The sequence below is a fragment of the Bradyrhizobium sp. STM 3566 genome (genome assembly GCF_045571445.1).
Classification (GTDB): Bacteria; Pseudomonadota; Alphaproteobacteria; order Rhizobiales; family Xanthobacteraceae; genus Bradyrhizobium; species Bradyrhizobium vignae.
Map to the genome: position 1 here is coordinate 5888077 of NZ_CP120692.1, position 14004 is coordinate 5902080.

14 protein-coding genes are annotated in these 14004 nt (G+C 60.9%); 2 read left to right on the forward strand and 12 right to left on the reverse strand.

The annotated features are described in order from the left end of the window. Window positions 1-53 precede the first annotated feature (53 nt). Window positions 54-791, forward strand: coding sequence for a metallophosphoesterase (locus tag P6U27_RS28450; protein ID WP_407194491.1), 738 nt, complete (start codon window positions 54-56; stop codon window positions 789-791). A 78-nt stretch (window positions 792-869) separates the two neighbouring features. Here the strand turns inward: P6U27_RS28450 and P6U27_RS28455 are convergent, their stop codons facing one another. Beyond that, entirely contained in the window at window positions 870-1148 is a 279-nt protein-coding gene (locus tag P6U27_RS28455; RefSeq protein ID WP_407192894.1) for a hypothetical protein, read from the reverse strand. Between the two features lie 615 nt (window positions 1149-1763). Here P6U27_RS28455 and P6U27_RS28460 point away from each other — a divergent pair. Beyond that, entirely contained in the window at window positions 1764-2030 is a 267-nt protein-coding gene (locus tag P6U27_RS28460; protein ID WP_129144950.1) for a hypothetical protein, read from the forward strand. A gap of 359 nt (window positions 2031-2389) precedes the next feature. Here the strand turns inward: P6U27_RS28460 and P6U27_RS28465 are convergent, their stop codons facing one another. The 11 genes from P6U27_RS28465 to cpaB form a co-directional block, all read right to left on the reverse strand. Then, the gene (locus P6U27_RS28465; protein WP_122404933.1) at window positions 2390-2926 is read right to left on the reverse strand and encodes a tetratricopeptide repeat protein; all 537 of its coding nucleotides are present in this window, start codon (window positions 2924-2926) and stop codon (window positions 2390-2392) included. A gap of 70 nt (window positions 2927-2996) precedes the next feature. After that, window positions 2997-3395, reverse strand: coding sequence for a hypothetical protein (locus P6U27_RS28470; protein ID WP_209296460.1), 399 nt, complete (start codon window positions 3393-3395; stop codon window positions 2997-2999). 13 nt (window positions 3396-3408) lie between these two features. Continuing rightward, on the reverse strand, window positions 3409-5034 hold the full coding sequence (locus P6U27_RS28475) for a type II and III secretion system protein family protein (protein WP_407192895.1): 1626 nt from the start codon (window positions 5032-5034) through the stop codon (window positions 3409-3411). 444 nt (window positions 5035-5478) lie between these two features. Next, entirely contained in the window at window positions 5479-5898 is a 420-nt protein-coding gene (locus tag P6U27_RS28480) for a TadE family protein (protein WP_407192896.1), read from the reverse strand. Beyond that, window positions 5895-7403 (reverse strand): pilus assembly protein TadG-related protein, encoded by a 1509-nt coding sequence (locus tag P6U27_RS28485; protein ID WP_407192897.1) that lies wholly within the window; start codon window positions 7401-7403, stop codon window positions 5895-5897. Before P6U27_RS28485 ends, P6U27_RS28480 begins: the two co-directional genes overlap by 4 nt. A 509-nt stretch (window positions 7404-7912) precedes the next feature. Then, the gene (locus P6U27_RS28490) at window positions 7913-8515 is read right to left on the reverse strand and encodes a methyltransferase family protein (RefSeq protein ID WP_407192898.1); all 603 of its coding nucleotides are present in this window, start codon (window positions 8513-8515) and stop codon (window positions 7913-7915) included. A gap of 47 nt (window positions 8516-8562) precedes the next feature. Then, complete coding sequence (locus P6U27_RS28495) at window positions 8563-9471, reverse strand: type II secretion system F family protein (protein WP_407192899.1); 909 nt, start codon at window positions 9469-9471, stop codon at window positions 8563-8565. Next, complete coding sequence (locus tag P6U27_RS28500; RefSeq protein ID WP_164937092.1) at window positions 9468-10400, reverse strand: type II secretion system F family protein; 933 nt, start codon at window positions 10398-10400, stop codon at window positions 9468-9470. Before P6U27_RS28500 ends, P6U27_RS28495 begins: the two co-directional genes overlap by 4 nt. Further along, a complete protein-coding gene (locus P6U27_RS28505; protein ID WP_129144989.1) occupies window positions 10397-11842 on the reverse strand; it encodes a CpaF family protein in 1446 nt (481 codons plus the stop codon). The genes P6U27_RS28500 and P6U27_RS28505 overlap by 4 nt, the downstream gene beginning before the upstream one ends. Continuing rightward, a complete protein-coding gene (locus tag P6U27_RS28510; protein WP_122404943.1) occupies window positions 11839-13044 on the reverse strand; it encodes a pilus assembly protein CpaE in 1206 nt (401 codons plus the stop codon). The genes P6U27_RS28505 and P6U27_RS28510 overlap by 4 nt, the downstream gene beginning before the upstream one ends. After that, window positions 13044-14003 (reverse strand): Flp pilus assembly protein CpaB, encoded by a 960-nt coding sequence (gene cpaB / locus P6U27_RS28515; protein ID WP_407192900.1) that lies wholly within the window; start codon window positions 14001-14003, stop codon window positions 13044-13046. Before cpaB ends, P6U27_RS28510 begins: the two co-directional genes overlap by 1 nt. Between the last annotated feature and the right edge of the window lies 1 nt (window position 14004).

Genomic DNA, 14004 nt, shown 5'->3' on the forward strand with positions numbered 1-14004 from the left:
TCCGGTGCCGGCGACTTGGGGATAATTTTTCGACCACCCGATCGATGAGCGCCATGAAATCCCTCGCGCGACCACACTCCTCCATTCCCAAGCCGCAATTGCCGGACGGAGTTCGCATCTACGCGATCTCGGATATTCACGGCTGCGCGCATTTGCTCGAGCCCATGCTGCGGGTGGTCGATGCCGACGTCGCCCGCAGCCGGCCGCATTATGCCGTCGAAGTCTTCATGGGCGATTACATCGACCGCGGCCCGGATACGCGCTCCACCCTCGACATCCTGGTCGAGCGGAGCCGCCGGGGAAATACGGTTTTCCTCAAGGGCAATCACGAGGCCTTTCTGGTGAGGGTTTTCGAAGATCCTTCACTGTTCGAGGACTGGATTGCCTTCGGCGGGACCCAGACATTGATGTCATACGGGCTTGCGCCGCCGGATCTCAAGCGCGACGAGCCGGCATCGATCCTGCGCGATTTGATTCGCGCCATGCCGACCGAGCACCTGGAATTCCTGGACAATCTGCGGCTGAGCTTCAGTTGCGGAGACTTCTTCTTTGTCCACGCTGGCGTGCGCCCAGGCGTTCCATTGGCCGCGCAGACCGAGCGCGATCTGCTCTGGATACGCGAGGAGTTCCTGCGGAGCGAGGAGCATTTCGGCAAGTATATCGTCCATGGTCACACGCCGGTCCGCAGCGCGGAGTTCATGGCCAATCGCGTCAACATCGACACCGGCGCCTATGCGACCGGCAACCTCACCCTGATGAGCATCCAGGGAAGCCGCATGATCGCGGTGTGATATGAGGCCCCCCTACCTGCCACTAACGGGCGAGGTGGCTTCGCGGCAACGATGCAGTGGCCTTGGTGTTATCGTGCCCTAGTTGAGCAAAGGCGGCTTCTCCAGACGCGCACGCGTCTGGGCCATCCAGTCGCTCCAGGCTCGCTCGTGCTTGACGTAGAGTTCCACCCAACGTTTGTCATGCTTGGCCTCACGGACACGAGCCGCCTCTCCAAGCAAGTCTGCGCCAGGGCGGGTGTCCGGCTTGTCCAGCGCTTCGAACTCGATCGTTTCCGAGATCGTCAAACCAACGAGCACGCGCTGTCCGGCACCGTCCACGATATAGCGTCGCGGCGCATCCTTCTTGGGCCCACTCATTTCATCATGTCCCAACGTTCCAGTATGAGGCTGGATGCTGCAACGAGTTGGACGATGCCTAGAAGGCTCGTCGGGCGTGGCCGAACGTCGAGGTGGGAGCGGGCTCGGACGTACGGCGTGAGGCGCCGCAGGATGAGTTCACGGTTCTTCGTTGGACGCGCCAGGCGCGCAGCGCGTATCCCAGAATGAGGCCAGCACCAAAGATGGAAGCGGAGACAAACGCAGAAGTCATGGGAGTCGTCCTGGATCGTACGCCTCCTATCAAGAGCGAGCAGTGTGTCGACATCATGGTTCTCGAAGACTCCTCGACGCCGAAAGATTGTTCAACCTGCGATCTCTTCTAGGCAGCCAGATCTGGCGGCACTGCTGCATCTCGCCTCGCCCGGCGGCAATCATCGGACGCTCTATATGAGTGCCGCTCCATATAAGAGAGACGCAAGAGAGACGTTTCTCGCAGCCTGACATGTCCAGACCCGTCGCGGCCGAGCAGGCGTGCGTCGCGAGACCGCGCGCCTCCGCAACGGGAGATTGGGGTCGATCTGTCGGCCGATGCTCTTGCAACCGTAAGGGACCCGTCGCATTATTTCGCATCTCATTCTGAGAGGGATTATTCCAATGAACTTCCGCGCCCTTATTCCATCCATTGCCCTGTCTGCTCTCGGCCTTACCTTGTCGGCATCCGTGGCGTCCGCCGCCGAGCTCTCCGTTGCTCCGGCCCATCATCGGGCGGCCGCCGTCCAAGGCGGACTCGTGCTGTGGGATGATGTCTATCCGCCCGCGATCTATGGCCCCCAGTTGCGCCCGGTCGAGGAAGTCGCAGCCATGAAGGCAGCGGCGCGGCCGGTGTCCCAGCGCTGGTGGGGATATTGGTACGTGCGGTAACGTGCCGGAGCGACGGGCTAACCGCAACCCAGACGCCCTCAACCATCAACCGCCGCGCCGAGCAAACGGTAGCGGCGGTTTTCATTTGGGCGGCTGAGAAGATTGCCAAGGCGAGCGCGGCGACTCGGGCCTGCGTTGCCAGCCTGTCGAGCCCGACCTGAAACGACCGGCGTATCAGATCATACCTCGCGGCCAACCCCGCCTGCGTCGAGCGCGATGCGCCAAATTGCACCACCTTATGATGGTCGCATCGATGCGGTCAGCTGGGGCTGGACAAGCGTCAGAAACGCGCCCAACGCGGCAGGCGGCTTACATGCGCCTCGACCGAATGCAGACGCGTGTACTTACCGAGACAATCGCTAGGGCTGGTTGTTCGGCGGCCTTTCAATGAAGCGCCGGCTGCCGTTGAGAAGCTCGAGGTTGTTGGCGATGACCGGATTGCCTGGATCGAGCGAATAAGCCTTTTCGAACTTCCGTCGCGCCGCACTCAGATTGCCGCGCAGCATGTACGAATACCCCTGATCATTCAGGATTTGAACGGTTTCGCCTCCCAGCCGGATCGCACGGGCATAGGCCTGATCCGCGAGGTCAAACCGGCGGAGGCGGTCATAGCTTGCGGCGAGCCCGATCCAGGCCGTCACGTCCTTCGGTGATTTCTCGACGGCGTCCTTGAAATAACGCTGGGACAGCCCGTAACTGCCGCGGTTGAAATGCTCAAGCCCCAGCCGCACGGGTTCGTCCGACGGGTAGTACTTGACGTCGGTCGGCTCCTGCACGGGGTCGCCGCCCGGCGGATCCACGGGGGCCACGATTGCGGCTTCCCTCGTCGTGTAGTCACAGGCCGCAAGGCCCAGCGCCAACCAGCAACAGGTCAGCATTAAAATGATGCGCCGCATCAATCTTCATCCCCCGCGGCCCAGCGAACCCGCTGCGCCGTTCGCAAACAAAAATTCACTTCCGGCCCCGTTACCTGGCCCCGGGCGCGCCGACCGGTACCGAGACGCCGGCTGACGTACCTGCGCCCAATCCCTCGATGTTGACGTTCTGCGTCGGTAACGTCCGCACGCCCATTTGTTTCGTCGGATCACCATTGTCGGGGAGCTGATCCACCGGCTGTTGCGTTTTGCCGTAGCGTGTGACCGCGGCACCTACGCGCCGGGCGTCGTAGGCGATCCTGCGATCACCGACGTATCGCGGCCATGGATGGATCGTATGGGTGACGGCGTTGACCTCTTTGGCATTGCCGGCACTCATCGTGATGGTGTCGGAACGCTGGAAGTAGCGGTCCACCTCGTCATGACCGGCCACCCCGTAACATCCCCCGAGCAGGAGCGGTGCGAACAGAGCCAGATACCTCATGGTCATCTCCCGCTTGCTCTCAGTTGAGTGTTTTCACGACCGGCTGCTCGACGGCAGCGGCCGGAGCTACAACGGGCGCCCTGACTTCAGGAGCGATGATGTGCCCGTACGGTCCCTTCACGTCGCCACCCGAATTGACATAATCATCGTACCGCTTGCGGACTTCCATCTGGCCGTTGAGGAAGAAATCGACGTCGTTGGCCGGAAGGCGCGAATCGAGCGGTGAGGCCAGTTGCTGGCCGGGTGCCGCCGGCGCGACCAGCCGCGGCGTCACGATGATGACGAGATCGGTTTCCTCCTGCTGGTACGACTTGCTGCCGAACAAGGCTCCAAGCACGGGCACCGAGCCAATCCATGGCAATTGCGAAACGTCCTGGCGATTACGGGTCTGTAGCAGGCCGGCAATTGCAAAACTCTGGCCGTCGCGCAGTTCGACCGTCGTGCGCGCATCGCGGCGGGTCAATGCTGGAACGGTCGTCCCCTGAATGGTGATCGCATTGCTGAAATCAAGTTCGCTGACCGAAGGCTCGACTCGAAGGTTGATCACACCCCGCGAAAGAACGGTAGGCACGAAGGCCAACTCAACACCGAACTTCTTGTAGTCGATCGTGATGGTGGGAAAACCGTTCGACGTCTGGGTCGGTATCGGTACCGGAAACTCGCCGCCGGCCAGGAAGCGGGCGGCATCGCCGGAAAGCGTGGTCAAGTTCGGCTCCGCTAACCGGCGAGCCAATCCCTTGGTTTCCAGCGCCGAGATCAACAAGTCCACCGAGCCGCCGTTGCTCGTTCGGACGATACTGGTCAACAAGCTTCCGAACGGTGCCGGAGCTACACCGCCCGCAGTGCCAATAAGCGTATTCAATGTTCCAAGTACCGGAAGGCTGCCCGTTGGGGGAGCACCGACATCGCCATTGACGCCTCCGATAGGTTGCCGGCCGGTCGCGCCAGTCAGCACTCCGCCACGCCCGGTATTTGCGACATTGGTTCCATTGGCGTTCGCTGCGTAAAGGTTCACACCGAGGTCGCGGCCAGCCTGCCTAAAGACCTCGAGAAAGCGCACCTCCAGCATCACCTGCTGCGGGGCCGCGACGCTCATTGCGTTGACGACAGTGCCTCCCTTTGCAACCGTGCTGGTGGCGATCGCCATGGCCCGCTCGGCCGTAACCGCGTCGGCCGCCGTTCCGCTGAGCACCACCTGCCCCTCGGACGCCGAGACGCGGATCCCGTGTCCGCCAGTGCTGCTGCGGATGTTCTGCTGCAGATTGCCGGTATCGATCACGACCTCGACGTCGAGGATCCCGATCTGCTTCATCGAGGAGTCGAGCAGGATGACGTTGGTGGTGCCGGTCTGCTTGCCTTGGACGTAGATCAGGTGATCGCTCAGTGACTTCACGTCGACGATGTCGGACGAGCCCGCCACGATGGTCGCAAAGGGTGTGTCGACCTTGAAGGTGCGCGACTTGTTGACGACGACCTTGACCCGCTGGACGTCGTTCATTTCGCTGACGATCACGCCGCCGGAGGAGCCCCGCCGGTCTGCGGCGGCTGCACGATCAACGAAATTAAATTGCGCCAGCGTAGCAGCCAGCACGCTCAAGGCGAGGAGCCCTGCCCCTGTCCTACTCGAAACGCGACCCCCATCCATTCCGATTGCCCCCCGCCGCCTTCTGCAGCTGTCCCGTAAATCTACGACCTCGGCAGCCTCACAACTCCACCTCGCGCACGTCGTAGAGTTTACAGTTTCTCCCACTACAAATCCGTTACCGCTACTTCCCAACGCATCTCAGTTGAGGCAGAAATTTACCTTCGGCTCCGCGCGGCACACTCCCAGCTGACGCCGCGAATGATGCGGTAGATCATCATCCCTCATACTACCTCCGTGCAAGGAGAGACGTCTGCTGCAGTGCCGCAAGGCCCGAGAAACCTTACGGATGTTGCCCCCGCGCACCACTTTTCCGCCGAATTGGAACTTTCGTGCAGGCAGGTGCGTGTAGGGACCCTGCCCCTCCTCTCGATCTTCGGAAAAATTGCGCGGACACCGGACCTGGCTTTCATGTTCTTTGTCGGGGCCGCATGCAGGCCGGCACCGCTAGAAGGGAATGCTCGTGGACGCGCTCGGCGCGTTCAATGTTGTGCCCCATATCGGCATCAGCATTTTAAAGGCTGTTTGCGACGCTGTAACGGTCAACTTGTTGGTGCTGGCCCCGACGGTCAGCGTGGGTGTGAGGTGGCCGAAATACAGGAATGGCGCCGCATTCTGCTTGGCCGTTGCGGACAGGGGATCCCCAGTGCAGCCGGCCGGGGACTGCGGCGGGCTTTGAACCATGGCAGGCGTATAGCAGCTAATCATGACCGCCCGGGCACCGGCGCTCGCGAGCGTCCGCAAGGACTGCATCGTGATGGCATAGCGTCCGAGATCGAAGATGGCGAACATCAATGTGAAAAGCGGCACGAACACGATGATAAATTCAAACGACGCGGTACCTCGATTGTCGAGCTTTCTCATCACTGCACCAAAGAGACGACCTGGGTGTAGGCGATTACGGTTGGAGCACATCCATCCGTGCTCAGGTAGCCGCCACCCGTCATGTTGAGTGTTTTGGCGATCACTTGTGAGCAGGTCGTGTTGGTGGGTTGGGCTGTCCCGCCGAACGACACATCTGCCTTTGGAAAGTACATCGCCCCCGCAAGCCGAACCGCGCCGTTGCCGTTGATGGTGACGGCCGCGGTCGATTGATCATCGATCAGAACGCCGTTCAGAGAAGAAGAGAAATTGTTCGTCGCAGGGGCGGAGAGGTTAACCGTGCCACCGTTGATAGTGAACTTCGAATTTCCGAGCAACACGAGCGTCACGTTTGTGCCAGTGACGGTCCCGCCGAGATTAACGTCACCATTGGAAAAGTACGTTCCTGCGGCAAGGATGACGGTCCCGCCGTTAACAGTTATGCCCGACTTAAAGTAGGTTCTTACGGGGGAGCCTGGATTACAAGCGAAGGTGCCGCCGTTGTTAACGGTTATGCTCGTGTTAAAGTAATATGTTGCTTGGGTTGTTGCCGAACAATAGTAATAGTCTCCGTTCGACACATTTGGGATTTTGTACGCCGTACTCGCAGTGTTGGGATTTATCGGAAAACATCTGGAGCCCGCAGGTGCGGAAGCGGGGCAGGTTGATTGTACGGGGGTAACATTGCCAGTTATAGTTGTACTGGTGAAGGTGTTGTTGAACGACGCAGTCTGCAGTCCCTGCAGCGGATCCAACGCAGGAGGCATGAAGTAGTTGTGTGGCACGCTGACATTGCTGCAGGTACTGTTTGGACTACAGCCAGTTGCACCAAACACGGCCCATCCTGAGTCGGGAGGGGTGAAAGATGGTGTGCTGGCAAATTGGACGCTGTAATCCGACATCAGCGGACAACCTGTTCCGTTGTTGCTGGAGTTACCCGAAATTTTGAGCGCCCCTCCGCCATTCGGATTAGGCCCAAGCGCCAGGGCGCACACCTTGCTCGGTAGCTGAACCAGAGCGATGGCTTGAGCGGGGATGTTGATGGTCAAGAACCCCAGCACGGCGGACAAGTAGGCCGGTTGTTGCTGGCTGACCCTGGCGCGAACGGCGTTGCCGGTGCCTGTTGGTGGCGTTGTGAACGTGCCTCCACTGTAGGTGCCGATATCGATCTGCACGGCTCGCGAGACTCTGGTCGGAAGGCTGGGCGGACACTGGCTGTCGGGATAGGGCGTGCTGTCCTTCGGACTCGAGTTGCAAAACCCGTTCTGTGCCGCGAATTCCTTGCCACGATAATCCACTGACTGCGCGTCGCAGCTCGCGCCAGCAATCGTGCACGCAAGCCGCAAGGCGCCCGAATAGGCCCCCGAGTCGGCGGCGTTCTGTGCGTGCTTGCGGGTGACGTACCACGATCCGGCCTCGGCCCCGAGCGCGACCACGCCGATGAGCGGCACGAGGGCAATGCCAGTTGCGAATGCGGTCGAGCCTCGCTGGCAACGGAGCAGATTGCGCATGGAAGCACCTACTGGAAGCGTTCTGAGTAGGCCAGCGTGTATGTACACGTGGTGGGACACAACACGGACCTCCAAAAAGGCACACGCGCCCCAATTGGAGCCAAGGTGATGGTTGTGGAAAACGTGATGTATTTCGGAGAAGCAATATTGCTGGGGGAGCAGGTAGCGCCCGCGTCTCCGCATTTAACCTGAAGGTTACTGATCGTATGACCCGAGACTGTCGTCTGTAGCCCCGACCTCCAGGTCACTGTGCCGTCGGGGCCGAGTGGATTGTAGTATTGGACGTACTGCCCGAAGGAGCGCAACGCGCTCCACGCCGAAATGAACTGGAAGCCCGCGGCGGCGACGTCGGCGAGCGGCACAAGCAGGAAGGAAGCCAGGAATATGTAAACGATCATGGTCTCAAGCGCGACGGCGCCACGCTGATCCCTGATCAAACATCTTCTGAGGCTCATGAACCTACCTCGACCGTTACTCGCCACTCCGGTCGTCGACCGGGTCGACCGCACTCACCAAACGTAAGGGATCAGTCTCCAGCGTGATGCTTCGTAACCGGAATATTCAGGGCAGTTACGCCGAAGCAGATCCTCCTCGTAATGAATTCGGCAGATCTGGACGCCGATATGCAGGACGAGCAGGATCACTGTCAGCGGCGTCAGACTTCTCAGCACCACACCCAACAGTGCAACCTCTTCGGCTAGATAGAGTGGGTGCTTGATCCATCGGTACGGACCCGTTTGCACCACGTTACGCGCCTGCGGCACCAGACTGAACGACCTGCCGAGATGCCTGATGGTGATCAGCATCATGATCATGCCGATCAGCACGCAAGCAGTGGACGCCAGGTTCGGCAGCGCTTTGTCGGTCTCGCCGAAGAAGGCGATGGTCCATGGCATGTAGGTGCCGACGAACGCCGCTATTCTCGGGAGGAGGCCATCCGCTTGCGCCTTTGCCGGCGGCCGCGTGGTGATCAACAGCGCCAGCAGCACGTAGAAGACGGCAAGGCAAAAACTCGACAGGAGCGACGGCCAGGAATCCCCAGCCGACGATCCGAGCTTGATGGCCACGCCAAGTGCCAGCAACATGAACCACATGCCGCCGAACAATTGCATGGCCCGGTCGTAAGCGGAGGTTTTCGACAGGACGATTGTGCTCATGGCTACTTACCGAAGCTGGCAAATGAACGTACGAGGTGCAGGATGGGGCTGCCTCCCAGAATGACGAACATGGCTGGAAGCAGGAACAACACCATCGGAATGGTCAGCTTGGCGCCCAGCTTGTGCGCTCTTTCCTCGAGCTTGGTGATGCGCTCTCGGCGGAGATCGACGGCGATGCTCCGCAGCGCCTGACCGATCGGCGTCCCGTATTGCAGGCTTTGGGCGACCATGATTCCGAACCGGCGCAGCCCATCCGACGTAGCTCCCAGCTTCTCGAACGCCTCGCTGCGGCTAGGCAGTACCCGGAGATCATCAAGAAGATTCCTCAAGACCCCAGCTATGGAGGGATTGGTCTCGTCCATTTCCTGCGCAACGCGTGCCAGCCCGCTCTCCAGGCCCATTCCCGCTTCGCTGCACACGACCAGCAAATCGATCATATCCGGGGTGCCCAGACGAATGGCAGCATCAAACCGCCGCTTCAGTGCGGCCAGGATCAACCGCGGTCCCACGATTCCGACCGCCATGCCGATCAGCGTGAAGACCAGCACGTCCAGCAACGGCTTTCCCAGGAGCTGAGCGACCCCTCCGGAGATGATCGGGCACAAGAACATGCTGACGGCCTTGACGCCGATCCAGGTCGGCAGGGCTCGACGATGATTGAAACCGGCTGATTGAAGAATCGCGCGTAGCTGATCCAGATTTTCCTCCGCGTAGAAGCGGCGGTACCGCATGCCGAGCGACGAGAACCAACCCGTCATGTCTTGGAACGGCGCCGATCGTCCGGCAACGCCCATCACGGCGTTCGACACCCGCACGTCCAAAGCGCGAATGTGCATTTCGCGGATGATCAACACACAGCTCGCAGCACCGGCTGCGAATGCGAGGGCCACCAGACCAAGGCCAAGAGTCATAGTGCCGTTTCCCGTCTGACCATCCAACTTATCACCAAGGCCCCGACAAGCACCGAGACCACCGCGTAAGCCAGCAGCTTGTTTCCAACCGGATCAGTGAACAACAGATCGACCGTTTGCGGATTGGCTGCGTATAGCGCCCCGCCCCCGAGCAAGGGCGAGATTGTCAGCGCCCGCGAGGAAAAGATCACCTCTCCCGCCAGGGCCTTGGCCCGCGCGGCCAGTGCAACGCGTTGCCTCACGGTGTCTCCCAGGTTCTGTAAGGTCTCCGCAAGGCTACCACCCGACTTCAACTGAACCGCAAGGGTCACCGCGAACATCGCATATTCCGCCACTTGGGTTCGCCGATAGACACTTTGGACGGCGTCCTCGGGAGATCTTCCGAGATTCACCTCGCTGCATACGATGGCAAACTGCCCAGCCGTTGGCTGTGGCATGTCGCGCGCGAGGGCGCGAAAAGCTTCGTGCACGGGCAGACCCGATCGAACGGTGCTCGTCACCAGCTGGATCGCATCAGGCAGCTGTCGAAAAAGTTGCCTGGCAAAGCGGCGCTGCTGCCATCCAAAGAGGCCGCGAACCACGACTATGGCGGCAATGGCCGCCGCGACGGACAGGTAGAGAATGGAGAATCCCAGCAGGCGATTGGTGTAGAGGATCGCTGCTGCTGCGATGGCACCGGCCAGCAACACATAGGCTGGATGCCAGATGTAAGGTATCTCGCGATTGTAATTGGCCAACCGATGGAGCAACAGCGACGGAGACCCGGCCTCCAACCGGCGAATGGATGGTAGGTTGGCCGGATGGGAAGCTGGCAGAGCAACCGCCAGCCGGCGATTGATGCGTCGCTCCCGAGCGTCGAGCCACAGCGCAATGGCTGCTGCGCACATCGCGAGCGCCAGAAAAGACGCGATTACCGACTCCGGCATCATATTTGCCTCATTGCCTCGGCCCATGCTCCATCCAGTCCATAATAGACAAGACGGCTCTTGAATTTCGGAGTGGCAAGGTTGCACCTGTAGGTGCCCGATAGGCGACCCTGCTCATCCTCCTCCTTGTATTCGAAGGCTGCGATGTCATTGGTGGTGATCACCTCCCCTTCGAGGCCGATGACCTCGCTGATCTGAACGATACGGCGCTGTCCGTCCCGCATGCGTTCGACCTGCACAATGAGATCCAGCGCAGCAACAATCTGAGCTCGAATGGCGCGCGACGGCAGGTTGACCTGTCCCATCTGCACCATGTTTTCGATGCGGGTCAGGGCATCCCGGGTACTATTCGCGTGGACCGTGGAGATCGAACCATCATGGCCGGTGTTCATCGCCTGCAGCATGTCGAAAGCTTCTGCGCTGCGGACCTCGCCAACGACGATCCGGTCGGGACGCATGCGCAGGGCGTTCACCAGCAGATCCCGTTGCGTCACCTGCCCCGTGCCCTCCAGACTGGGAGGCCGGGTCTCCAGGCTGATCACGTGCGGCTGCTGAAGCTGCAACTCCGCCGCGTCCTCGATCGTGACGATGCGTTCGCTGTGATCGATGAATTGACTCATCGCGTTCAGGAGCGTCGTCTTGCCGGAGCCGGTACCGCCGGAGACCAGAACATTGAGCCGAGACCGGGCGGCGATCTCCAGCAGTTTTCCGATGGCCGCGGTCATTGAGCCATTTTCGATCAATCCGGCGATATCCAAACGGTGGCTTGGAAATTTCCGGATCGAGATGCACGGACTATGGATCGCCAGCGGCGGGAGAATGATGTTGACGCGGCTGCCATCCAGCAGGCGGCAGTCCACCATCGGGCTGGATTCGTCGACGCGCCGGCCAACCTGCGCGGCAATCTTCTGAGCGACGGAGGCGATATGGTCATTGTCGCGGAATCGCACCGCAATTCGTTCCAGCCTGCCGCTGCGCTCCACGTAGACGTTGCTGGGACCGTTCACCATGATATCGCTGATCGATTGATCGAGCAGCAGCGGACGGAGCGGCCCGTACCCCGTCATGTCGTCGGCAATCTCGTCCGCGAGCTGAAGCTGCTCGCGCCCCGATAGCTCGAGCCGCTCCTGGTTGGCGATTTGATGGATGATTTCCTCGATCTGCCGCCGAAGAACTTCGCGCGAAACGGTTGCCGCCACCGCGGGCTCGATCTGCTCGATGACCCGTTCACGCAACGAATCCGGTATTATCGGGTGGTGGATCGGAAGTTCGTCGCGCCTGGACGCGGATGCGGGCAGGCTTGACACAGGTGGAGGCGCGCTTGGCGCAGATACAGCAACGTTGGGCATCGACGGAGGCAAGCCTGCCGGAGGACCAGGCAGCTCAGTCCCCAATGCAGCTACAAGAACGGACGCCTCTTCCTCACGTCTTCCAAATATTTTCATCGCAGATGTGCTGTGAGCACCCTCCTCCACCAGCTCTTCCGCTCGGCGCCGACACCGCTGATCTCCCGTACAATCGGTGCCAGGTGACGTCGCAATTTCCTGACGTGCTTCAGAGCGGGAATTCCGAGATTGAGCGCTTCGGTCATCCCCTTGCCGAGATCGGGAACGACGATGTCCGGCTCTGCGCCCATCGCCTTGACAACTGCCTCCCTCGGGAGTCCACCGGGACGACCGGCGCGGTTGAGCAAGGTAAAGACCCGATCTTTGCCGGCGATGTTGACGACGGCGGTGCGCAGTGCGTGGGCATTGCGAAGTCCGGTCACCTCGGCTTCGAGCAGCACCATCACGTGACGGGAAAGCTTGATTACCGGATAGATCGACGGGGGAAACGGGACGGGCACATCGACGACGATGTAGTTGAATCGTTGACGGAGCAGACCCAGCACGTGTCGTACGCCGGCTTCCGTGATTTCGAGCTGCGCATCGAGATCCTCGTCCGCCGAGACCAGACAGACCCGCTCGTTGACTTCGATTGCTGCCCGCTCGAGGAACAGCGTGTCCGCCCTCATCGGGTTCTCCAGGGCGATGCGCAGCCCCGGCCCGGGACGGACACCCAGCATCACGGCGGCTTCGCCGCCCTGCAGGTGAAGGTCCAGCAGCGCCACTTTGGCCTTGGTGGTTTCGGCGAGTTGCAGTGCCAGATTGATCGCGATGCTCGTGGCGCCGGCCCCGCCCTGCGCCCCACAGATCGAAACCACGTGACCGCCACGATCGATCTGATTGGCGGCAACGTCGCCCAGCAGCTTGGGGCGCAACTGGTCCAGCACCAAATCGCGCGTGAGCGGCCGCGGCAGATACTCGGCCAGGCCGAGCTCCAGAAGCTCACGGTAGAAGGTGATCTCCCTGTTCTCGCCAATCACAGCTACGCGGACATCGGGCGGACAGACGCCGGCCAGCCTTTCCAGTTCAGTGAAGGGATCATCGATGCCGCTGATGTCTGTTACCAGCGCGAACAGGTCTGTGTCGGATTCCAGCATCCGTATCGCATTGCGGATCGTGCCGCGCCTGATCGAGAGGTTGGCGCCTTCGAGGCCCTTGCGCAAGGCCGCGGCGCTGATCTCGTCGTTTACGAAACAAACGATGCGGTTACGCGTGACGATCGATGTCGATTCTTCGGGCGGAACGGCTAGGGCAATGTTCATCAACGTTTCTCCGAAAACCTGTTGTCATAACTTTCGGCCGTTGCGGTCTGGTGCACGACTTCCGGGGTCCCCTCGCAGCTGACGAGAGCGTCCTCGTCCTGCTTCCTGACCGTGTATTGCTTGGCTTCGCCGCCCGAATGAATGACGACTGCCGTTCTCTGACGTGCGATTGCGTACTGGCGAGCCAGTTCCGGGGACACATCACAGCTGGACATCGCGCCAGTGTCGGCCTTGTCCCATTGATCGACTGCTGCACGCACGGCCAGAGACAGTGTTCCGAGCTGCTTTGCCACGGTGACTTTCTTGACCTGCTCCTGTGCAAGCTCCAGGGACACGGTTTGCGTTTGCTTGCCTGCCATTCCGCCAATCGGTCGTGCACCCTGCACGATCTCCTGGTCGATCGCGATGACCCGAACGTTGCGCAGAACGGTCTCGCTCAGGGCTCGACGTGCGGTGTCGGCCTTCTCGAACACCTGGGTCAACACGACGTCCACGTGATCACCCGGCCTGATCAGGCCGGAGACACCCGCCTCCTCGTCAACCTTGATGCTGATGGCACGGCTGTCCGGTGCCAGGACGCTGGCCAGGAAGCCTCGATCCCGCGGACGCAGGATGTCCTGCAACGTCACGGGACTACCTGCTTCAACGAACCTGCGGATCAGAGAACCGGGAAGTCCGGCCTTGGACTCCGGTGTTTCAAGAATCGCGCCCTGGGGAATGCGCTCCGGTGGCACCGACCGCACGGTGAAATCTTCTTCGCGGGCCAAAGTCCCCTTCGGCAAGGAACGCGCCGCGACGAAGTATCCGCCGGTAGGCGCCGGTGCCGGAGCCGCCTCCGTGACTTGCGCCGGGGCCGGAGCGGGCGCCTTCGGCAAATTCATGTTATAGGCGACGAGCGCGAACGCCGTGGTTGCGAGCAGAAGCACCATGATGATCGACAGACGCAACGCAGATGACATC

Coding starts and splice junctions, on each gene's coding strand:
- P6U27_RS28450 (WP_407194491.1), top strand. CDS start 54: ATGAAATCCCTCGCGCGACCACACTCCTCCATTCCCAAGCCGCAATTG.
- P6U27_RS28455 (WP_407192894.1), bottom strand. CDS start 1,148: ATGAGTGGGCCCAAGAAGGATGCGCCGCGACGCTATATCGTGGACGGT.
- P6U27_RS28460 (WP_129144950.1), top strand. CDS start 1,764: ATGAACTTCCGCGCCCTTATTCCATCCATTGCCCTGTCTGCTCTCGGC.
- P6U27_RS28465 (WP_122404933.1), bottom strand. CDS start 2,926: ATGCGGCGCATCATTTTAATGCTGACCTGTTGCTGGTTGGCGCTGGGC.
- P6U27_RS28470 (WP_209296460.1), bottom strand. CDS start 3,395: ATGACCATGAGGTATCTGGCTCTGTTCGCACCGCTCCTGCTCGGGGGA.
- P6U27_RS28475 (WP_407192895.1), bottom strand. CDS start 5,034: ATGGATGGGGGTCGCGTTTCGAGTAGGACAGGGGCAGGGCTCCTCGCC.
- P6U27_RS28485 (WP_407192897.1), bottom strand. CDS start 7,403: ATGCGCAATCTGCTCCGTTGCCAGCGAGGCTCGACCGCATTCGCAACT.
- P6U27_RS28490 (WP_407192898.1), bottom strand. CDS start 8,515: ATGCAATTGTTCGGCGGCATGTGGTTCATGTTGCTGGCACTTGGCGTG.
- P6U27_RS28495 (WP_407192899.1), bottom strand. CDS start 9,471: ATGACTCTTGGCCTTGGTCTGGTGGCCCTCGCATTCGCAGCCGGTGCT.
- P6U27_RS28500 (WP_164937092.1), bottom strand. CDS start 10,400: ATGATGCCGGAGTCGGTAATCGCGTCTTTTCTGGCGCTCGCGATGTGC.
- P6U27_RS28505 (WP_129144989.1), bottom strand. CDS start 11,842: ATGAAAATATTTGGAAGACGTGAGGAAGAGGCGTCCGTTCTTGTAGCT.
- P6U27_RS28510 (WP_122404943.1), bottom strand. CDS start 13,044: ATGAACATTGCCCTAGCCGTTCCGCCCGAAGAATCGACATCGATCGTC.
- cpaB (WP_407192900.1), bottom strand. CDS start 14,003: ATGTCATCTGCGTTGCGTCTGTCGATCATCATGGTGCTTCTGCTCGCA.